General features: G+C 45.0%; 21 protein-coding genes. 13 read left to right on the top strand and 8 right to left on the bottom strand.

Features of this window, described 5'->3' with window-relative positions:
- Positions 1–153: 153 nt before the first annotated feature.
- Positions 154–1,515 carry a DNA repair protein RadA gene (gene radA / locus K5L93_RS05775; RefSeq protein WP_220718865.1) on the top strand — a complete coding sequence of 454 codons (1,362 nt, stop codon included), beginning with the start codon at positions 154–156 and terminating at the stop codon, positions 1,513–1,515.
- Here the strand turns inward: radA and K5L93_RS05770 are convergent.
- Entirely contained in the window at positions 1,512–1,892 is a 381-nt protein-coding gene (locus K5L93_RS05770; RefSeq protein ID WP_220718864.1) for a PilZ domain-containing protein, read from the bottom strand. The two genes, radA and K5L93_RS05770, sit on opposite strands and share 4 nt — an antisense overlap.
- 65 nt (positions 1,893–1,957) lie before the next feature.
- Positions 1,958–2,695, bottom strand: coding sequence for a lysophospholipid acyltransferase family protein (locus K5L93_RS05765; protein ID WP_220718863.1), 738 nt, complete (start codon positions 2,693–2,695; stop codon positions 1,958–1,960).
- 72 nt (positions 2,696–2,767) lie between these two features.
- On the opposite strand from K5L93_RS05765, the gene K5L93_RS05760 reads away from it, so the two are divergent.
- The 6 genes from K5L93_RS05760 (at position 2,768) to rarD (ending at position 7,888) form a co-directional block, all read left to right on the top strand.
- Positions 2,768–3,505: a type 1 glutamine amidotransferase gene (locus K5L93_RS05760; RefSeq protein WP_220718862.1), complete on the top strand. Its 738-nt coding sequence runs from the start codon at positions 2,768–2,770 to the stop codon at positions 3,503–3,505.
- The gene (locus tag K5L93_RS05755) at positions 3,502–3,888 is read left to right on the top strand and encodes a hypothetical protein (RefSeq protein ID WP_220718861.1); all 387 of its coding nucleotides are present in this window, start codon (positions 3,502–3,504) and stop codon (positions 3,886–3,888) included. The genes K5L93_RS05760 and K5L93_RS05755 overlap by 4 nt, the downstream gene beginning before the upstream one ends.
- Positions 3,889–4,131: 243 nt before the next feature.
- Positions 4,132–5,493, top strand: a complete 1,362-nt coding sequence (locus K5L93_RS05750) for a YjiH family protein (RefSeq protein ID WP_220721457.1) — start codon at positions 4,132–4,134, stop codon at positions 5,491–5,493.
- 53 nt (positions 5,494–5,546) lie between these two features.
- Entirely contained in the window at positions 5,547–6,194 is a 648-nt protein-coding gene (locus tag K5L93_RS05745; protein WP_220718860.1) for an HAD family hydrolase, read from the top strand.
- Positions 6,195–6,284: 90 nt separating this feature from the next.
- On the top strand, positions 6,285–6,863 hold the full coding sequence (locus K5L93_RS05740; RefSeq protein WP_220718859.1) for a DUF6933 domain-containing protein: 579 nt from the start codon (positions 6,285–6,287) through the stop codon (positions 6,861–6,863).
- Positions 6,864–6,934: 71 nt separating this feature from the next.
- Positions 6,935–7,888 (top strand): EamA family transporter RarD, encoded by a 954-nt coding sequence (gene rarD, locus K5L93_RS05735; protein WP_220718858.1) that lies wholly within the window; start codon positions 6,935–6,937, stop codon positions 7,886–7,888.
- Here the strand turns inward: rarD and K5L93_RS05730 are convergent.
- Positions 7,885–8,844: an endonuclease/exonuclease/phosphatase family protein gene (locus tag K5L93_RS05730; protein WP_220718857.1), complete on the bottom strand. Its 960-nt coding sequence runs from the start codon at positions 8,842–8,844 to the stop codon at positions 7,885–7,887. The genes rarD and K5L93_RS05730 overlap by 4 nt on opposite strands.
- 203 nt (positions 8,845–9,047) lie before the next feature.
- Here K5L93_RS05730 and K5L93_RS05725 point away from each other — a divergent pair, with 203 nt between their 5' ends.
- Positions 9,048–9,413, top strand: coding sequence for a hypothetical protein (locus tag K5L93_RS05725; RefSeq protein ID WP_220718856.1), 366 nt, complete (start codon positions 9,048–9,050; stop codon positions 9,411–9,413).
- Between the two features lie 15 nt (positions 9,414–9,428).
- Here K5L93_RS05725 and K5L93_RS05720 read toward each other — a convergent pair whose 3' ends face one another.
- Both K5L93_RS05720 and K5L93_RS05715 read right to left on the bottom strand, forming a co-directional pair.
- A complete protein-coding gene (locus K5L93_RS05720) occupies positions 9,429–9,800 on the bottom strand; it encodes a hypothetical protein (protein WP_220718855.1) in 372 nt (123 codons plus the stop codon).
- 133 nt (positions 9,801–9,933) lie between these two features.
- Entirely contained in the window at positions 9,934–10,368 is a 435-nt protein-coding gene (locus K5L93_RS05715) for a helix-turn-helix domain-containing protein (protein ID WP_220718854.1), read from the bottom strand.
- A 175-nt stretch (positions 10,369–10,543) separates the two neighbouring features.
- Here K5L93_RS05715 and K5L93_RS05710 point away from each other — a divergent pair, with 175 nt between their 5' ends.
- Positions 10,544–11,317, top strand: coding sequence for a YMGG-like glycine zipper-containing protein (locus K5L93_RS05710; protein ID WP_220718853.1), 774 nt, complete (start codon positions 10,544–10,546; stop codon positions 11,315–11,317).
- 56 nt (positions 11,318–11,373) lie between these two features.
- On the opposite strand, the gene K5L93_RS05705 is transcribed toward K5L93_RS05710, so the two are convergent.
- Positions 11,374–12,402 carry a GGDEF domain-containing protein gene (locus K5L93_RS05705; RefSeq protein WP_220718852.1) on the bottom strand — a complete coding sequence of 343 codons (1,029 nt, stop codon included), beginning with the start codon at positions 12,400–12,402 and terminating at the stop codon, positions 11,374–11,376.
- A gap of 102 nt (positions 12,403–12,504) precedes the next feature.
- Positions 12,505–13,428, bottom strand: a complete 924-nt coding sequence (locus tag K5L93_RS05700) for a LysR substrate-binding domain-containing protein (RefSeq protein WP_220718851.1) — start codon at positions 13,426–13,428, stop codon at positions 12,505–12,507.
- Positions 13,429–13,698: 270 nt separating this feature from the next.
- On the opposite strand from K5L93_RS05700, the gene metE reads away from it, so the two are divergent.
- Both metE and K5L93_RS05690 read left to right on the top strand, forming a co-directional pair.
- Positions 13,699–15,966 carry a 5-methyltetrahydropteroyltriglutamate--homocysteine S-methyltransferase gene (gene metE, locus K5L93_RS05695; protein ID WP_220718850.1) on the top strand — a complete coding sequence of 756 codons (2,268 nt, stop codon included), beginning with the start codon at positions 13,699–13,701 and terminating at the stop codon, positions 15,964–15,966.
- A gap of 103 nt (positions 15,967–16,069) precedes the next feature.
- A complete protein-coding gene (locus K5L93_RS05690) occupies positions 16,070–17,539 on the top strand; it encodes an MATE family efflux transporter (protein ID WP_220718849.1) in 1,470 nt (489 codons plus the stop codon).
- Here the strand turns inward: K5L93_RS05690 and K5L93_RS05685 are convergent.
- Positions 17,536–17,772 carry a DUF2375 family protein gene (locus K5L93_RS05685; RefSeq protein ID WP_220718848.1) on the bottom strand — a complete coding sequence of 79 codons (237 nt, stop codon included), beginning with the start codon at positions 17,770–17,772 and terminating at the stop codon, positions 17,536–17,538. The two genes, K5L93_RS05690 and K5L93_RS05685, sit on opposite strands and share 4 nt — an antisense overlap.
- Before the next feature lie 155 nt (positions 17,773–17,927).
- Between K5L93_RS05685 and K5L93_RS05680 the strand changes: the two genes are divergently transcribed.
- Both K5L93_RS05680 and K5L93_RS05675 read left to right on the top strand, forming a co-directional pair.
- Positions 17,928–18,641 carry an HAD family hydrolase gene (locus K5L93_RS05680; protein ID WP_220718847.1) on the top strand — a complete coding sequence of 238 codons (714 nt, stop codon included), beginning with the start codon at positions 17,928–17,930 and terminating at the stop codon, positions 18,639–18,641.
- Between the two features lie 40 nt (positions 18,642–18,681).
- Positions 18,682–19,356 (top strand): YciC family protein, encoded by a 675-nt coding sequence (locus K5L93_RS05675; RefSeq protein ID WP_220718846.1) that lies wholly within the window; start codon positions 18,682–18,684, stop codon positions 19,354–19,356.
- Positions 19,357–19,388: the final 32 nt, after the last annotated feature.

Raw genomic sequence — 19,388 nt, 5'->3', positions numbered from 1 at the left:
TTGGGTATCAATCCTTAATCATTGGTTTTACTGTCAAAACTCTGTCTCAATCTTTACAATCTTCAAGATCAAAGCAAAGATTGTGCCTTGAGAGAGATTCAAGGCAAGTACTTTTAACACTATTTTAGCATTATGTGACCGCTTGGAGGGTTAATGGCAAAAGCGAAAACGGCCTATGTGTGTAACGACTGTGGGGCCGATTTCCCTCGTTGGCAGGGACAGTGTGGTGAATGTAAAGCGTGGAATACCATAAGCGAAGTACGTTTGAGTGCTGCACCTTCACGCAATGATCGTTTCACCGGTTATGCCGGCAGTACCGCAGGCAAAGTCCAAACCTTAGAGAGCATTGACCTAGCCGAGCTCCCGCGGTTTTCCACCGGCTTTAAAGAGTTTGACCGGGTATTGGGTGGCGGTGTAGTGCCTGGTAGCGCCATTTTGATCGGCGGTAGCCCCGGCGCAGGTAAGAGTACTTTGTTGTTGCAAACCATGTGTGGTTTGGCGCAAACCATGGACACCTTATACGTAACGGGTGAGGAATCACTGCAACAAATCGCTTTGCGCGCACAGCGCTTAGGCTTGCCTAAAGACAAGCTAAAGTTACTAGCCGAAACCAGCGTTGAGCAAATTGGCCAGGTGGCTTTAGACGTTAAACCAAAGATGATGGTGATTGACTCTATTCAGGTTATGCACATGGCTGATATTCAATCAGCACCGGGTGGTGTGAGCCAAGTGCGAGAAAGTGCCGCTTGGCTAACCCGTTTTGCTAAGCAGCATAATATAGCCATGTTTATGGTGGGCCATGTAACCAAGGACGGCTCGTTAGCTGGGCCTAAAGTTCTGGAGCACTGTATTGATTGTTCGATCATGTTAGAAGGTGATGCCGATGGCCGCTTTCGTACCTTGCGTGGTAACAAAAACCGTTTTGGTGCGATTAACGAGTTGGGTGTATTTGCTATGACCGAACAGGGCATGCGAGAAGTGTCTAATCCTTCTGCCATTTTCCTTTCGCGAGGGCAAGAAGCAGCGCCTGGCTCGGTCGTGATGGTAGTGTGGGAAGGTACCCGTCCACTATTGGTCGAGATCCAAGCATTGGTTGATTATAGCCAAATGGCGAATCCTAGGCGAGTTGCAGTTGGTCTAGAGCAAAACCGTTTAGCGATGTTGCTTGCTGTTATGCATCGCCATGCTGGTGTACAAATGTCTGATCAAGACGTATTTACTAACGTGGTGGGTGGTGTACGAGTCGCAGAAACTGGCGCCGATTTAGCTTTATTGGTGGCCATGGTCTCTAGCTTTAGAAATCAAATATTGCCGCAAGAGTTGGTGGTATTTGGTGAAGTAGGCTTGTCGGGAGAGATACGCCCAGTAAGCAATGGCCAAGAACGTTTGAACGAAGCCGCTAAACACGGCTTTAAGCGCGCTATTGTGCCTTTGGGCAATCGACCCAAGCAAGCGATTGCTGGGCTTGAGGTGATTGCCGTAAGTAAGTTGGCAGAAGCTTTAGAAGCGGTTTAATCCGCTTCTTGCTGTTGGTCAACTAAGTGCTCTAACTCGCGATGCAATAAGTCGTCATCACCTAGGTTTAACTCAATGAGTCGTTTTAGGTGGCTGGCGCTTTCGATATCAATGTGCAAACAACGTAAACCGATTTGCTGATTGCGGGTATGCTTTACTTCTACATCCATGGTGATGCTAAGTTCTTCTACTGCAACATCACTCAGGCTAAAAGTTAAGGTTAGCTGAGTGAGCTCTTCGTCCCAGTCATTTGGCAAGGTCACTAAGGCACCTTGTAACGATAAATCCAACAGTTGGCATGACCAAGATTGCTCCCCATGGTTTAGGTAGGCGGGGCGGTCAAAAAGAACTCGCAAAAATTGGCGACGCTCGTGCATGTTAGGGTTCCTAATTGTTCGATTCACTTTAGCTTAAGCCTAGCGTAATTAAGCTAAATTTGCAGCTAACTAGAAGGCGTTTGCGCTAAGGCCTTAGCAATTATTTGCTGAGTATGTGACGCTAAAGCTTGTTCATCCATTTGTGCCACTTGCTGAGCAGATATAGCGGGTAGCACCTGAATGTAAATAGGGTGATGGCCTGTGAGTTGTAAACTTTTTTTAGGTAAGGCTTCGCCAGTACCGTGAATAGCAATGGGCAATATCGCTACTTCTGCGTGTTTTGCTAAAGAAAACGCACCTAGTTTAAAAGGTTTTAGCTTACCGTCGGCAGAGCGGCTTCCTTCAGGAAACAAATATGCCGAGCTACCTTGTTTAAGGTGTGTCTCGGCTCGCTGGAGCATGTTTTTGATGCTGTGTTTATCGCCCCGTTTAAGTCCAATGTATTGATTAAGCCACATGTTCCAACCAACAAATGGCACTTTAAACATCTCGATTTTTGAGACCCATTTAAAGGGAATGAAAAGGGCAAAGGACAACAAAATATCTAATCCAGATTGATGGTTGGATACTATGACATAAGCTTGTTTTTTATCGATATGCTGCAAACCTAGGCGCCGCACTTGCCAATGAGGCACTATGATTAAATACAGGCTTGCCCAAGCGCAGGTGAAGTAGTGCAAGCATACTAGGCGTTTATCAAAGGGGGCAGTGAAGATGAAAATAAGGCAGGCAATTATAAAAAATAGCGCAGAGCTGAGGGCAATGAAACTGAGAATGATCAACGATAAAAGCTTGAGTAACACCTAGGCTCCTTGAATTGCTGGGGCAAAGATTTAGTTTTTATGGTCTATTAATCAATATACTAAGTGGTAACTATGAAACTGTCACGTGAGCAACTATCTATTCTGTTAATTCAGATCCGCGATGATAGTGATACCCGCATTGAGGAATTAGCCAGTTTTTGTCACTTTTGTGGCGTAGCGGTAGAGCAGTTTAGAATTCTTAATGTATTTGATACGCCTGATTGTAGCGATTACGCTTTGCAGGACATAGATGCGGTGTTGGTAGGAGGCTCCAGTGAAGCCAGTGTGCTGGACCCGAAGCGCTATCCTTTTGTAACAGCCATACAGCAGCTACTGTTGCGCTGTATTGAGCGACAACTACCCACATTTGCTTCATGTTTTGGTTTTCAGCTTGCGGTGCTGGCTTTGGGGGGCAAGATTATTCATCAAGAACGTGATTTTGAAATGGGCACCTTAGCTATCTCTCTCACAGAGCACGCTGAAGAAGATCTGTTGTTTAGCAGTTTGCCTAATCCTTTTATGGCGGTATCTGTTCATCGAGATAGTGCCTTAAGCCTACCTCAAGGCTGTGTATCCTTGGCGTATACAAAACACTGTGTGCACGCGTTAAAAGTATCCTCAGCGCCATTTTGGGCAAGCCAGTTTCACCCCGAGGTCAATCGCAGGATCTTAGTTCAACGTTTAAGTCAGTTTCGTGAGCATTACACTCAAGGGGATAATCATTTGCAGCAAGTGTTAACAGCCGCGCAAGAGACGCCTCATAGCAATGGTTTGTTAAAGGCATTCATAGATAAGGTAGTACTAGCTTGAAGAAGCTCTTTTTAGCGCTGTTGTTGTGGCCTGCGTTTATTGACTTGGTATTAGCTAAACCAAACTTGGGAGGTTTTAAGCCTGAGCAAGTTTGCCAAGCAGCGATCGCCAGTTTGCAAGGCGTGGACGTAAAAAAGGTCGATAATTACCGCAGAGCTCAGTCGCTCATGCAAATGCGCGTGAGGCACAATGGCCAAAGCCACAGCTATTATTGCCAACTGGAAGGTGACCAAGTGTTATGGCGCAGGGCGAAAGATAGTCGTTGGCAAACCAGCACCACAGTACGCTTTCACTACAATCGCAGTGCTAAGCAGTTATTTATTAAGCACTATTTGGCTGCTGCACAGTTAGCGGAGTACCGTTACCGTGGCGAAGATTTTTAAAAGTAAGCTAATAAGCTCCTCGTGGTTTAAGAATTTATTACTGACTGGCTAGTTGTAAGTTTTGATAATAATCAAGATAACTAGTTAATGATGTTTTGTTTGTGCCTTTTAGTAGCTTAAAAATCTTGATTAGCTGGTTTTTTGCTTGTATTCTTGCGCGAAAATCTATTCATGCTTAGTGAATATAACTACAGAATATACCAAATAGAGTGATTTTATATGCGAGACGCCAAGCCAGCATCTATGCCTAATGCCCCAACCAACCATCCTGCAGTAGGTTCTGCTTGGAAGTTTGTATTACCTTCATTATTGGGCATTTTCCTGTTTATGTTGCCGTTGCCTTACGATGGCTCGTTTACCATTCCGGTGGCGATTATGGCAAAAAGCTTAGTGGCGGCTTTAGGTGATAGCGCCTTGTGGCTAGTGGTTGGTTTAATCACCCTTAGTGCCCTAATGTCTACCTATACACTCATTGCTAAGCCTAATTGGCTTGGCAAAAATGCCTTGCTAACGTCATTGTTTCAGGTTTCTCTACCTTGGTATGTGGTAAGAATGGTGGGTTGGGTTCTGGTGCTGGTATGCGCTTTTGAATTAGGGCCTCAAGCTATTTGGTCGGGTGATACTGGTGGCCTCATTTTAGGTGACTTACTGCCTACCTTACTTAGTGTGTTCATTTTTGCTGGTTTGTTATTACCCCTATTGCTTAATTTTGGCTTGTTAGAATTTGTAGGCACTTTGCTGAGTAAAATCATGCGTCCTCTGTTCGGTTTACCTGGTCGCAGTGCAGTAGATTCAATGGCGTCTTGGTTAGGTGATGGTAGCGTAGGGATTTTGCTAACCAACAAACAGTATGAAGACAAGCATTACACCCAACGCGAAGGCGTAGTAATTGCCACCACCTTTTCTGCGGTGTCTATTACCTTTAGTTTGGTGGTATTAGCGCAAGTTAACCTTGAGCATATGTTTGCACCTTTCTATCTTACTGTGTGTATTGCAGGTCTTGCTGCAGCGATTATTGTGCCGCGCTTGCCGCCTCTTTCTGGTTTTAAAGATCAATTTATCGATGGCAGTGAGCGCAAGCAAGACGACGAAGTTATTCCTGCTGGTTACAACACCATCACATGGGCTTGGCAGCTAGCGCTTGTTCAAGCTGGTCGAGCGAGTCACCCTAAACAGTTAGCCAAGCAAGGTGTGCATAATGTACTGGACATGGTGCTGGGTGTATTGCCGGTAATTATGGCGGTGGGCTCGGTAGCCTTAGTGGTGGCAGAATACACTCCGATTTTTAGTTTTTTAGGTAAGCCATTCATTCCTTTGTTAGAGCTATTGCAGCTTCCAGAGGCCGCCAGAGCATCGGAAACCTTAGTGGTAGGTTTCGCCGACATGTTTATTCCGTCAATTCTTGCAGCATCTATTGAAGCTGATATAACCCGTTTTGTTATCGCAGCGGTATCGGTAACTCAGCTGATTTACTTGTCGGAAGTAGGCGCAATTATTATGGGCAGCCAGTTGCCAGTTAAGCTGTGGCAGTTGTTTGCTATCTTCTTGATTCGTACTTTAGTCACTTTGCCGATCATTGCGGTAATGGCCCATTTATTCTTTTAACATTTAAGCCGCTTGGCATGAGTTAAGTGGCTTAGCTTTAACTGGAGAGTTGTATGCATTTTAGCGCTGCTGTGTTTGATATGGACGGCTTGCTGCTCGACAGTGAGCAAGTGTCTTACGATACCTTTTCTCAGGCTTGTAGTGAGCTAGGTTTAGCCTTTAAAGAACAGGTTTACCTTAGCTGTATTGGCACCAATGCCGAGCAAATAAAAAAGACCATTTGTGAGGGATACGGCGAGAGCTTGGATTATCCAAGGCTGCGTGACTGTTGGTTGGATAAGTATCACGCCTTGGCTGTTGATCAAGCATTACCGATTAAGCAAGGTGTGGTAGATTTGTTGCAGTGGTTAACAAGCCAAGGCGTTCCATTAGCGGTTGCCACTTCTTCGGGTAAACCCACCGCTGAAGCTAAGTTGGGCAATGCAGGGTTACTGCATTTTTTTGAAAGTGTTTCTACCGGGTGTCAGGTGAGTAATAGTAAACCGCACCCAGAAATTTTCTTAAAAGCCGCCAAGTCGCTAAATATTGACGCCAGTAAGTGTTTAGCCTTTGAAGACTCAGAAAACGGCGTTAGAGCTGCAGTAGCAGCCGGCATGCAGGTCTACCAGATCCCGGATCTTATTCAACCTAGTGACGAGCTTAAGCGCTTGGGGCACAAGGTTCGCGCCTCATTAAGTGAGGTATTGCTAGAGTTAAAATAGTCGAATTAGACTAGCCAGCAAATATTTGACGCTATTTGCTGGCATCGATTTTGCTCTTTGTAGATTATTAGAATCAGCGATGAGCAAATTATGATAGAAATTCAGATTAGTAACGATGTGCAAGCTTGGCTTCCTCGCGAGTTACCTTCCCTTGAGAACGCCTCTATTCGCCATAGTTGGAGTGCCCACGCATTTGCCGTAGATTCACACGAGTGTTTAGCGGTCATTGAGCGTAACAGTGGTTATGCAATGTTATTTTTTGATTTAAACAAACGTGATTACCAAAACTTTTCTCGAGTGTGGCAGCTACGTTTATTGACCGAGGCTATTGCTGTGGCCGATTTACAAGATGAAGAAATTGATGCTTTGAAAAAGAATATGTTGGCTGATTTTCAGAATGTATTGGTTACCGATGGGGTAAACCACCCCGTCGCGCCGCAGCTAGATAAGCTTAAAAACTTAGTTCAAGTAATGGCTAAACGCGAAGGTAAAGTACCTAGTCAGCAAATGGATGAGTTTCGTTGGGGAGTAATTCTTAACGATTACGCTCAGCGTCAAAATGGCTTAAGCCCATATCAAAAAATGCAAAGCCAATGGCAAGCTATGGCGGCCACAGCACAATTCCATCAAGTATCAGCTCAATCAACTAGTCGTAAGCTTTTACACTAGTTAAAAATTGCGCAAATAACTTGCAGCCATAGCATAATTGCTGCTTAATCAGGGTTTAACTCATTGATTAAGTGGTTGCTGTGGCGCTAGTTTCCTCGCATTCTTCCCGTCTCTATTTTGGTCTAGCTTGCTCGGCAATGGCTTCGTGCATGTTTGCCTTTCTTCCTTGGTATATCCATCAGTTTCCTTTAAATGAAAACAGCGGCAATTGGCTAGCTGCTCAGCGTATTGTGTGGAGCTGTTTGCTAATGTTTGTGGGTTTAGCTTGCTTCAAGCAATTGCCTTTGCTCATTCAGTACATGGCTAATTGGCGAGCTTGGCCACGCTTGATGCTGGCTGCTGTATTAGTTGGCTTGCAGTTTTGGTTGTTTATTTGGGCGCCAGCCAACGGCCAGACGCTGCCGGTTGCGCTGGGTTACTTTTCCTTGCCCTTGGTATTGGTATTAGTGGGACGGTTTGTCTATAAAGAGCGTTTAACTAGCCTGCAGTGGCTATCGGTTGTTGTTGCTGCTGTTGGGGTTGCTTACGCCTACTTAATGGCTGACGGCTTGTCGTGGATAGTGTTGTTGGTGGCCTTGGGTTATCCCTTATATTTTATGTTGCGGCGTAAGTATCCTTTACCTAGCCATATTGCTTTTACTATTGATAACTTAATGCTATTGCCGCTTGCCTGCGCTTATTTGCTAATGGGGGAGGGCGTGAGCGAAGCGCAAAGCCAGCTCTCGAATCTGTATAACTATGCCCCTTGGGCGTATTACTTCGGGCTGGGGGTAGCGGGTACCATTCCTATGTTACTGTTTTTACTTGCTTCTAACTATTTGCCTCTGAGTTTATTTGGCTTAATGGGTTATTTAGAACCTGTATTGGTATTTAGCGTGGGCTGGTTACTGGGTGAGCGTTTAAGCCCTGAGCAGTGGCCAACTTATATGTTAATCATTTTTGCCTTAGTGTTATTGGCAATAGATGGTCTGCGGCGCGGTGTTCGCCAAACGGCAAGCCGCAAAAAGCTGCCTAAAGCTGGTTAAGGTAACGCTAAACTTGCAGTGATTGGGCGGTGATCGCCACCGACTGAATCAAGTACCCTAGCGCTAGCAAAACTGAGATCTTCAGAGGCTAGTACGTGGTCTATCCTTGCGCCGTGCCATGACGTGTATTTGGTGTAGTTAACTCCGCTGCCTACTAAGTCAATGCCATTATTTAGACCGGCTAAATGCCGTTGATAAAGGTTTTCTTGGACCGTCATATTAAAGTCGCCAGCAGCAATATAGCTGGCTTGCTGCTTAGCCCAAGAAGCCACTAAAGAGGCTTGCATGTTGCGCGCAAAGTGCAAGTTGTTAAATGCTTCAGGCTCAAAGCTACGATGGATTAAGGCGTTAATGGTTGGCCTTGGGGTGTCCATGTGGATATTGGCGATACTTAGTTCTTTTCCTTCAATCGTGGTGTGATAAAACACCGCAAATTTACCAAAGCCACCAAAGGTTTCACGCGATAAGCTGCCTTGATGTTCAATTGGCGTTCGGCTTACGGTGCAAAGGTGGTCGCAGTGACTATACCAACTATCGTCAAAGACTTGCTGCACCCGCTCTGGCTTTGATTCCTGCATAAATACAATGTCGGGTTTTAACTCTGCTACCAACTGGCGAATTTGCGGTGAGCTCGCACCATTGCCGTTGTTTAAAGACAAAATGGTGATGGTGCTAGCTTGCTGTTGAGGTAACTTAAGCTGAAGATCTTGAAATTGCACAAACACCACCGCGCAGAGTGCCCAGCTTAGGTGCTGCCATTTGCCTAGCTGGCGGATAAACAAAATCGGCGTAAGGGCCAGTAACATCGCCCACCAGCGCGGCGAGAATAGACTTAAATAGCTTACGGATATGCCCAGGGGAGTATCTGGTAAATAAGGCAAGCTCAGTATTACTCCCGCTGCTAGCAAGCCGCAAATAGAAAGAGTAATAGAGAAGAATTTTACTAGCTTATTCATTGGCTTATTGTTACCTTCTGCGCCCTTTAACATCTGGGTATAAGTATATACGCAGCAAGTGGCAAATTATCATGTCACGTCGTTTTAGCGTAACAAAGTTCTTGTAGTATGCGCAGTTATGGAAACGTAAACAATATGTAACAGCTGTGCCGGCAGCATTTTGCTGTTAATGGCGGTTTTGTTAACAAGTAGGTTGATTTCAAATGTTTTCTAAGCAAGGATCTGTTGCAGAAATTGGGTTCGGTATTAAGAACTTAAGCTTAAAAAAAACCAAGGCAGGTGGTGTGTTTCAGCTGTTACTAATATTACTGGGTGCAGTAGTGCTGTTTTTTAATCGCCGCGATAGTTGTCAAAGGGTGTGGGCTCGTTTACCCACGCTAAACGACTATCAGACTCGTTACCCTGAAAAAACCGACGATGCCAACTCTATTCGTTGCATTCACTGCGATAGCGACCAAACGTGGGAGTATGGCTTGGAAAGCCTGATGGATCACCGCCGTGAGTGTGTTTGTCTATCTTGTGGTCATCGTTTGTGGCGTAAGGAACAAGAGAGCTTGGCTATTCAATAGCCTCTTCAGAACTCCTTAATCACTTCTTAAGATATTTAAAAATACTGGTGAATTAATTAGTGCTTGTCGTTCTATCCTGCAGGTTACGTACTGATAGCGCTTACCGCGATGTTTGATACCCACATTGCGGTTGTCACTTGGTGGGCCTATCTCTTCAATGGTGTGTGGTACGTTTTCTAGCATCACAAAAGCGATGTCACGGCGAACTCTAATGCCTATATAGCTTAGCGAAGAATTCATGATGAAGGTTTTAAATAAGTTTTCGTAAACTTGTGAGATGGCGTTTACTCGCCCAGTGTATATGGAATAAATATATAAGCTGGCGGGCTCATTGCTACCAGCTAGCATTTTTTCGCTTACGTCAGCTTCATCTAAGCTCTTATCCAATAGTTTTTCAAAATAGGGCTGTTTTATCTTGAGTGCGAAACAGTGCCCGGCTAGTTGACCAAGGTAGAAGTAATAGCTAACTTCCGCAGCGGGATGGTTTTGCAGTGACTCGAGCCAAGCGCTGTTCCACTGCTCATGGCCATAGGTAAGGTTGTCTGTAATTACTTAAGTGTTGTGCACTGTATTGAGTAAGGGGGTGGGGCGGAGTAATTCGTTCAAAACTCTCTTCACTTTGCGGCAGATAAGGGTGAGCCCCCATGTAATGCTTAAACTTAGCGCGAGCTTCTAATACCTTGTTCATCGCTTGGTTGCTGGGAAGGTTTTTCGAGCTAAAGCTACTGGAAGTGAAAATTTTATAAGCTTCATCACCAAAGTAGCGAATAATTTCCAATTGCCGATTTAAGCTCGGCGCTACTTTTCCCCGCTCCCAACGGCTCACCGCCAAGGCATCCAGCTCACTAAATTCTGGGCTAAAGGCCGCTAATACTTGGCAAAGTTGCTCTTGGGTTAGTCCTGCCTGAGTGCGCTTTTGCTGTAAATAGTCGGCAATGTCTTGGTAGTCAGCCATTTAGAGTCATCAAGTAATTGTTATTATGTAGTTTATTCTAGCAAGTTGTTGCCACTTCGCCCAATGGGTTCCGCTAGGCATTAGCTAACAAAAAAAACTTTTTACATGCCCTGATGTTAGTTTGCGCCTTGCTTTATCTTAGTCGCATATTATTTAGCAATAGCGAGAACCATGAATGAACAAAATCGGAACCTCTATTAGTGTCGTTTTACTTGCAAGCACCATGCTTGCCGGCTGTGCCTCAACGGATGGTGAGCCTGATCCTAATCAAGGAATGAAAACCGGTGCAGTAGGCGGAGCCGTATTAGGTTTAGTTATGGGAGCAGTTACTGGAGATGCTGAGTTGGCAGTAAAAGGTGCTGCTGTTGGTGCTGCAGCGGGTGGTGCTAGTGGTGCAATGCGCGATTACGAGAATAGCCACGAGAATCGCCGCACCGGTACAACTGCAGAAGCGATAGCCCAGCCAAATACCGTGATCATGAATGGTGACAATGCAACGGCCAATCAAGGTGAGCATTTGAATAAATTGCTGGGTCAATGGCAGGTAAACGTTTGGGCGATTCAGCCTGATGGTAGCACCATCGAAGCGCAGGGCCTTGCACGCGGTAAAATGTTGGAGAGTGATGCTGCTACGGTTGAGCTAGAGCAGTTAGAGGTGGCTGGCGAAAAGCTTGAGTTACAAGCCAGCACAACCATTAGCTATAACCAACAGCAAGGTCATCAATTAAGCGTGAGTGCCTCTAACCTTGAAAATGATGTGGTGTATGCGGGCGAGTTTCAAGCGGCTATGAACCGCTTTAGTTACTACCCTTTAAGCCAGGTTAATACTGCTAACATGCGCATGGAATTACGCGTGGTGAGCCCCCAGCTTTGGATTGTAGAAACCTACTCACAGCAAGGTAGTGAAGAGAAAATGATCCAGTCTTATCGCTTCAGCAAGGCCAGTTAATAAAATTATACTTATAAAGTAACGCTAATAGTAATTAGCCTATTTAAACAACGTGTTTAAATAGGCTGTTTTGGTGTGCTGGCTTCTACACACTCAAATTGACTGGGCCAAGTTTGCTTTCTCCCCGCTTGTTTGGCTTGATATAAACCTTGGTCTGCTCGCTCTATCCAATCATCAATACTCTCATTTTCTTTGATGCTAGCTATGCCTGCACTAAAGCTAATCGACAGTTGGTTGGGTGCTAATAAACTAGAAATTTTAGCTACTAGCTTCTCGCTAGTTTGGTAGGCAGTATCAAAGTCAGCATCGTGTAACATGATAAGAAATTCTTCGCCTCCGTAGCGAAAAACGCGGTCGTTAACGCGGGTGTTTTGTTGCAAAAAGTGGGCAAACCACACCAGTATTTGATCGCCTACATTATGGCCATGTTGATCATTAATGGCTTTAAAATGGTCTAAGTCTAAAAGGATAATGCTAGCTTTGATGCCACTGCGTTTATGTTGTTGGGTAGCTTTTAGCAGCTCATCAAACAAGGCTCTGCGGTTGTAGCAACGAGTGAGGGAGTCTTTAAACGCGAGTTCTTTGAGTTCGTTATTTTGCTTTACCAGTACCCGCGCCAAGCCCCATGCAAAGATGTGTGAGGCCACTACGCCAATGCTAAATCGTATACCTTGATGAACACCTAAGTGATGAACACCAAAGATAATCGCCAAAATGCTCACTGCAAAAACCAAACGCTCTGCGACTTGCAGTGGTAAGTGGATAAAGCAAGCCAAAATTAATGCGGGAACAAAAAATTCGCCGTGCATATTAGGTTGAGTCAGTGCTAATAAAACTGGGGGAATGGCTAACAATAAGAACCAAACGTCGGCAGTTTTGTAATGGTTGGATTCGGGTTTGGTGAATAAGAAGAATAGCGAAACTAAAATGGCCAAGGCGCAGGGTAGTACCACTAAGCCGTACCAAAATACCCCATTAACTAAATGAGTAATTGAAAAATAAGCACTAGGAATGAAACCTGCCAAATGCATGACAAGGCTCATTTTTCTTTCTGTAAACTCTGCTGGAGACCAGTCAGAAACCATCGCAAAAACCTATGCCAAAAAGTTAAAATACGAGCTGGGGAGCTTTCCTTATGTTATTAAAAGTAAACTCTTTTTGGCAGATCCGTCAAATCAAATTGACGCTTATTTATGCTTAAAGCTTAGTGCTCTGCCGCCTTTTAGTTGGCTGAGTGCTTGTTGCAAAATATGTTCAACAAAATCTTTTAGCACTGTACTTGATTGAGCGTTTTTACTAAAGGCTGCGTACATGGGGCGCCATAAAGCCTGTTCAAACGACAATAAGTGCACAAATTGTTGCTGCGCATAATGCTCTACAGCCCAATAAGGCATCGCTGCCACTCCCATTCCTGCTGCGACCATTTGCAGTAACATGGCTGGGTTATCGGCGTGTTTCCATTGTTTTACAGCTACTTGGCTGGGTTGAAGAATGTAACGATATAAGTCTAAGCGTTGTGGCGTTACCGGGTAACTAATGATGGTTTCTTGGCTTAACTGGGAGGCTGTTACGGTCGCTTGGCTGCTTAAGCGGTGTTGAGGTGGGCAAATAAGCACCATTTCATATTCAAATAAAGGCTCAAAATGGATTTGCGCCTCTGGGCTTACTTCAGACGTTAGCAGAATGTCAGCTTCACCACGTTGTAACAAGGGCAGGCCGTTATAGTTTTTGTCTTGGCAAAAATGGCTATTTACCTCTGGCCAAGTTTGCTGAAACCGCTGCAAAGCCGGTAATAACCATTGAAAACAAGCATGACAATCAACACTAATGTTTAAACGTGTTTGCTGTTGTTGGGCGGCGCTAAATTGTTGCTCGGTTTGTTCAATTAAAGGCAGCACTTGCTGGGCTAAATTAAGCAGTTGCTGGCCGTGTTGGGTGAGTTGCAAGGGCTGTTGCTTTCTTAACACTAGCTGACTATTGATGCGCTGCTCTAAGTCTTTTAGCTGGTGAGATAGCGCCGAATCGGTAATAAACAACTTAGCAGCAGCTGACTTTAAAGAAGAGCTAGCAGCAATAGCTTGAATGCAACGTAAATGCTTTATTTCTAACATTTATCTGGCTAGCCTCCTGTAGGTGTGTTGGCGAATTTGCAGCTTAGGCAGTTCAGGTTTGTTTGTACATATAAGTGCCAAGGTAGATGACTTAACATGAATAATTTTCAATATAGATAGGGAGAACGCTTTAATTTTGTATGCTCAATTTTTACTGGATTAAGCAGAGTTGAGAAAAATTCAATTTAACTTGATGGCTTTTCAATTGTGTTGAGGCCTCGCTCTGGTCAATATGAATTTATACATCTAGACGGCTAAAAGGATATTGATATGAGCACTACTCACGTATTGGGTTACCCAAGAATTGGGAAGCAACGAGAACTAAAATTTGCTTTAGAAAGCTACTGGCGTGGTGAATCTTCGCAGCAAGAGTTATTACAAGTTGGCAAAAACATTCGCCAACAAAACTGGCAAGCCCAAAAAAACAGCGGTCAAGCTTGGGTGACCGTCGGCGATTTTGCTTGGTACGACCAAGTACTAAATACTTCATTATTGTTAGGCAACCTGCCTAAGCGTCATCAGTCTGAGCAAATTAACCTAGATAGCATGTTTGCAATTGCTCGTGGCCAACAGGGCTGTGGCTGTAATCATGCGGCATCAGACATGAGCAAATGGTTTAACACTAATTACCACTACATTGTGCCGGAGTTTTCTGAAGACAGTGTATTTAGCCTACAGTGGCAGCAACTGTTTGATGAAATTTGCGAAGCATTTGAGCAAGGCCATGCAGTTAAGCCAGTTATTTTGGGGCCTGTTTCTTACCTGTACCTCGGTAAAAATGACGAGCAAGCAGCCAGTGATTTTGACCGTTTGTCGTTATTGCCACAGTTGTTAACGGTTTACCGCGAGATCTTCCGAGCTGTTGCAGATTTAGGTGTGGAGTGGGTTCAAGTGGACGAACCTATCTTGGGTCTAGAGCTCGATTCGCAATGGCAAGGCGCATTGTTAGCTGCTTATCAAACAAAGCTCAGCCCCACTAAGTTGCTTCTGACCAGCTATTTTGCAGATGTGTTAGACAATGCTGAGGTGATTAAGCAATTGGCGGTAGACGGGCTGCATTTAGATTTATCTGCCGCTCCACAACAGCTTGAGCAAGTACTAACTTGGTTACCTGACGCGTGGGTATTGTCGGCTGGGGTGATTAATGGTCGCAATGTATGGCGAGCAAATTTGCCAGAGATTATCGAGAACTACAGCTCACTTAAAGCTCGCTTAGGCGAGCGCTTGTGGCTTGCCTCGTCTTGTTCTTTGTTGCACAGCCCGCTTGATCTAGAGAGTGAAACAGACTTGGGTGATGCTAAATATCGTTTGGCTTTTGCGGAGCAAAAACTATCTGAACTGCAAATACTTGATGAAGCGCTAAACGGTGAAGCTGACGCCCTGCGGCTATCTCGCCAATACAGTGCTGCTTTGCAAAACCTTAGCAAGAAAAACAACTCCAGCTTGCAGCAGCGAATTAGCGCCTTAACCCCGGCTGAGCGTGAGCGTACTTTAAGCTTTGCACAGCGCCAAGAAATTCAGCAGCAAAGTTTGCAATTGCCACCCTTGCCAACCACTACTATTGGTTCGTTTCCGCAAACCAATGAAATTCGTCGTCAGCGTCGCGAATATAAAGCGGGGCAACTAAGCCAAGCTGATTATGATGCTGCGCTTGCGCAACACATTAAGGATGCCATTGAGCGTCAAGAGCGCTTAGATTTGGATGTGTTAGTGCATGGTGAAGCCGAACGTAACGACATGGTTGAGTATTTTGCCGAGCTATTAGATGGCTTTATTGCTAGCCGCTTTGGTTGGGTACAAAGTTATGGCTCGCGTTGTGTAAAACCAGCAATTATTGTAGATGACATCGAGCGCGCTAAACCTCTTACCATTGAGTGGAGCAGCTATGCGCAATCCTTAACTAACAAGCCGGTAAAAGGCATGCTAACTGGCCCGGTGACTATTTTGACGTGGAGCTTCGCCCGAGAGGATATTAGCCGCGCCCAAATCGCTGAGCAAATCGCTATCGCGCTTAATGATGAAGTGGCCGAGCTACAACAAGCCGGTATTCAAGTTATTCAAATTGATGAACCGGCAATTCGCGAAGGTATGCCGCTTAAACGCAGCCAATGGGATGACTATTTAAACTGGGCGGTATCTGCTTTTAAGCTATCTGCAGCTAGCGCTAAACCTGAAACGCAGATCCATACTCACATGTGTTACAGCGAGTTTAATGACATTATGCCAGCGGTAGCCGCATTGGATGCCGACGTATTAACCATTGAGACTTCTCGTTCGGCGATGAGTTTGTTGCAGGCCTTTGAGCACTTTGAGTATCCAAATGAAATTGGCCCAGGTGTTTACGACATTCACTCGCCTAACATTCCTAGCATCGATGATATTAAAGCGTTGATTGATAAAGCAGCACAATGGATCCCATTGCAACGCTTGTGGGTAAACCCAGATTGTGGCTTAAAAACCCGTAATTGGCAGGAAACTGAGGCAGCCTTAAACAACATGGTATTAGCAACCAAAGAGCTACGTGCTAGCTTTAGCTAAATTTAACCAGCAATAGCCCCTTTAATTAAGGGGCTATTTCGCCAATGACTTCGTTTTGATTAGCGCCTACACTAGAAATTACCCAGTTGTTTTGAGAGTTTCTATGCCAAAGGCAAAGTTCGTGTCTGGTGATATTTTTCGCCACATCGTTGTTATGTCCTCCACCAATGCCATTGGCTTAACTGCGTTGTTTTTGGTTGATTTAACCGATTTGTTTTTTATTAGCTTATTGGGTGAGGCTGAGCTAGCAGCAGCGGTGGGCTACGCCGGAACCATCGCATTTTTTACTACCTCCATTTCTATTGGCTTGTCGATTGCGATGACCGCCTTGGTGTCAAAAGCGATTGGCCAGCAAGATAAAGCCCGGGCTAAGCAGTTAGTCACCAATATCTTATTTACTGGTTTTTTGATTAGCGCCGCTTTTGCCGCTTTGGCTTGGTATTTTGCGCCAGAGCTATTGAGCTTGATTGGCGCTAAGGCCAGAACCCATGAACTTGCAGTACAATATTTAAGAATCTTACTGCCTTCGCTACCGATTCTTGGTTTGGCCATGAGTGGTGGCGCTGCACTGCGCTCGGTAGGTGATGCAAAACGGGCGATGTGGTCTACCTTGGCTGGCGGCGGGGTAAATGCGGTACTCGATCCGATATTTATATTTGCGCTTGGACTTGGATTACCTGGTGCCGCTATTGCCTCGGTTATCGCGCGCTTTGTTGTTGCAGGTGTTGCCTTGTCTGGAGTGATTTACAAGCACCAGTTGTTTGCTGGCTTTAATTTGCGAAAGTGGCTTCAAGATCTGCGCGCTATTTTAAAGGTGGCTGCTCCCGCTATGATGACCAATGTAGCAACCCCTTTGGGCAATGCTTATGTTACTGCTTCTATTGCTATTTTTGGCGATGCCTACGTAGCGGGTTGGGCAGTGGTAGGACGTATAATACCGGTGGCATTTGGCATGATATTCTCATTATCTGGCGCCATTGGCCCTATTGTTGGCCAAAACTTTGGGGCAAATAATTTCGCTAGAGTACATGAGGCTTTAAGCAAAGCGCTATGGTTTAACGGTGGATTTGTTGTTGCGGTGTCGTTAATTCTATTGTTAGGGCAAAACGTAATTGTGGATGTGTTTGGTGTAGGTGGTGAAGCGGCCACTGTTATTGCTTTCTTCTGTACCTGGATAAGCTTTAGCTTTGTATTTAATGGGGCGATGTTTGTGGCTAACGCTGCCTTTAATAATCTTGGCTACCCAAGCACCTCTACCATGCTTAATTTTGGCAAAGCAACTTTAGGCACGGTCCCTTTTGTTTATCTAGGTGGGCATTGGTTTGGCCCGTTGGGCGTGTTGGGCGGTCAAGCAGTAGGTACAATAGTGTTTGGGATATTGGCACTACGTATGGCTTTCTATATTGTGGCTAGAGTCACCAATAAGCATCAACGTCAACTGGCAGAGCAAGAGCAACCATTGTCCCCTAGTGTGCCGCTTACGCCATTTTGTTCTAGTCGCGCTTACATGTGTGCTGAAGCTGAGTTAGAAGGAAGCGTGTCTTCTACAGATAGCGCAGATGCTAAACCTTAAGCCACTGACAAGGGGCTTACATCAAATCGGTCGCCGAGTAAGTTCAGTAACTCGGCTTGACCTGCTATTACGGCAACAATAATTTTTCCCTGCTTGTGTTTACGGGGGATCACTACTCTGCCTTGGCTATTCACAACTTGATCTGTTAACAGCATAGATTGCAGCTGATAAGGGTTATCGCTTGGGTAAAAAAGCACGGTAACATCACTTAGGCCAACGGATTGAGTTTTCATGATGAGTCCTTACTATTATGTTAGACCTCTCTTTAACGTTAGCACTGGCCGATTAGATCACTAGCTTTTCTCGATTAGGCAGAAGGACTTGCTGTAAACAACCGTTGACTTCTTATTTCCTATCGCTAATCTGACTGAAAATACAAGGAATACCGATGATTAAACCCATCCAAGCCAAGATGCTAATGTTTGACTTAGACGACACCTTAGTGGATGACGGAGTTGCTACCGAAACTGCTGCGAAAGCTTTGTTTGGTAAATACAAACCCTCGCAAACTCACGATGCTTTAAGTCATTGGAAGCGGGCGCTAAAACTTCATTATCCAGCTTTTTTACATGGTAAACTGAGCGCCGCTGAAATGCGCCAAGCCCGAGCGCGAGAAGCATTGCAAGATAAGAGCTTAAGTGCTGATGCTGCTGAGCAGGCTTTCGAATATTTCATGCAGCAATATATCGATGCAACCGTGCTGTACGGCGATACCTTGGCTTGTTTAAGTCAGCTTAAACAACAAGGCTGGCGGCTAGCGTTAGTATCAAATGGGCCTGAAGATATGCAACAGCGAAAAGTACGTGCAGCGGGCTTGTTCGATTATTTCGAGTTTGTTCTAACCGCAGAAGCGGCTGGGGTTGCTAAGCCTAAAGCAGCGATTTTTCAGCAAGCTGCACAGCTGGCCAAGCTTGAGCTTAGCCAATGTTGTTATGTGGGAGACAATTTAGTGAATGACGCACAGGGCTCTAATTCAGCAGGTATGAGCAGTGTGTGGTTGCAAAGAGACAAAAACAGCGAGCCTGAACATCAGCCATTGGAAAATGTGAACTGGACAATAGCCTCGCTTAATCAGTTACATCAATGTATCTGTTTAGCATAAACTTATTGACTGGCGGTTTTAAAGGAGTGGTGAAAGCAGTATGGCAATAGTTGGTTTATGGGACTGGTTGGCCGATAGCTTACGTTTTTACCGTCAGCATTTTGCTCAATTGGCGTTAATGGTTTTGCCCTTTGCTGTACCTTTTGCTGCATTGCAAAGCCAATATGTTCAAAACCCTAGCGAGCCTTCTACCGCAAATTACTGGATGTTTGTGATAATAGGTTTGTTAATGCAGCCTATTTATCAAGGTGCAATCATTTTGTACATGCGCGCCCAGTTTAAACAGCAGCCGTGGTCAATTGCTCGCTGTTTTCAAGCGTCGTTAAGTATTTGGCCTTTGTTGTTTATGGTAGTGGCAATGTGTTTTGCTTTGGTAATGCTTGGCCTGAGCTTTTTTGTGTTGCCTGGTATTGTTATCGCCAGTCGATTGTTGGTGGCAGATTTACATTGTGTACTAAACAAAAGCAGTCCCGTGGAAGCAATTAGCGCAAGTTGGCGGCAAACCGAAGCCTATAAGTGGCCTTTGCTAGCGGGCGTGATAGTGGTTGCTGGGGTTACCATGATACCCGTTTGGGCTGTGCATCATTGGCTATTAGACAATAATGCCAATGGCGTATGGGTGTTTGCCAATCGAGTTTTTGGGCAAGTTCTGGAAGCTTTCTTTTTAGTATTTGCCTACCGTGCTTATAGCGCGATGAATGCCAGTGCAGAGTAGTTTAGCTATTTACCAAGTTGCTTATTCTGTTT

The sequence above is a fragment of the Agarivorans litoreus genome, assembly GCF_019649015.1.
Lineage (GTDB): Bacteria > Pseudomonadota > Gammaproteobacteria > Enterobacterales > Celerinatantimonadaceae > Agarivorans > Agarivorans litoreus.
This window is presented reverse-complemented; position numbering and strand designations above follow the sequence as displayed.

Bases quoted from the DNA above. Each gene is read 5' to 3' on its own strand.
- K5L93_RS05690 (WP_220718849.1), top strand. From the start codon at position 16,070: ATGCCAAAGGCAAAGTTCGTGTCTGGTGATATTTTTCGCCACATCGTT.
- K5L93_RS05770 (WP_220718864.1), bottom strand. From the start codon at position 1,892: ATGCACGAGCGTCGCCAATTTTTGCGAGTTCTTTTTGACCGCCCCGCC.
- radA (WP_220718865.1), top strand. From the start codon at position 154: ATGGCAAAAGCGAAAACGGCCTATGTGTGTAACGACTGTGGGGCCGAT.
- K5L93_RS05710 (WP_220718853.1), top strand. From the start codon at position 10,544: ATGAACAAAATCGGAACCTCTATTAGTGTCGTTTTACTTGCAAGCACC.
- K5L93_RS05725 (WP_220718856.1), top strand. From the start codon at position 9,048: ATGTTTTCTAAGCAAGGATCTGTTGCAGAAATTGGGTTCGGTATTAAG.
- K5L93_RS05750 (WP_220721457.1), top strand. From the start codon at position 4,132: ATGCCTAATGCCCCAACCAACCATCCTGCAGTAGGTTCTGCTTGGAAG.
- K5L93_RS05740 (WP_220718859.1), top strand. From the start codon at position 6,285: ATGATAGAAATTCAGATTAGTAACGATGTGCAAGCTTGGCTTCCTCGC.
- K5L93_RS05715 (WP_220718854.1), bottom strand. From the start codon at position 10,368: ATGGCTGACTACCAAGACATTGCCGACTATTTACAGCAAAAGCGCACT.
- metE (WP_220718850.1), top strand. From the start codon at position 13,699: ATGAGCACTACTCACGTATTGGGTTACCCAAGAATTGGGAAGCAACGA.
- K5L93_RS05705 (WP_220718852.1), bottom strand. From the start codon at position 12,402: ATGGTTTCTGACTGGTCTCCAGCAGAGTTTACAGAAAGAAAAATGAGC.
- K5L93_RS05680 (WP_220718847.1), top strand. From the start codon at position 17,928: ATGATTAAACCCATCCAAGCCAAGATGCTAATGTTTGACTTAGACGAC.
- K5L93_RS05700 (WP_220718851.1), bottom strand. From the start codon at position 13,428: ATGTTAGAAATAAAGCATTTACGTTGCATTCAAGCTATTGCTGCTAGC.
- K5L93_RS05745 (WP_220718860.1), top strand. From the start codon at position 5,547: ATGCATTTTAGCGCTGCTGTGTTTGATATGGACGGCTTGCTGCTCGAC.
- K5L93_RS05730 (WP_220718857.1), bottom strand. From the start codon at position 8,844: ATGAATAAGCTAGTAAAATTCTTCTCTATTACTCTTTCTATTTGCGGC.
- K5L93_RS05685 (WP_220718848.1), bottom strand. From the start codon at position 17,772: ATGAAAACTCAATCCGTTGGCCTAAGTGATGTTACCGTGCTTTTTTAC.
- K5L93_RS05760 (WP_220718862.1), top strand. From the start codon at position 2,768: ATGAAACTGTCACGTGAGCAACTATCTATTCTGTTAATTCAGATCCGC.
- K5L93_RS05675 (WP_220718846.1), top strand. From the start codon at position 18,682: ATGGCAATAGTTGGTTTATGGGACTGGTTGGCCGATAGCTTACGTTTT.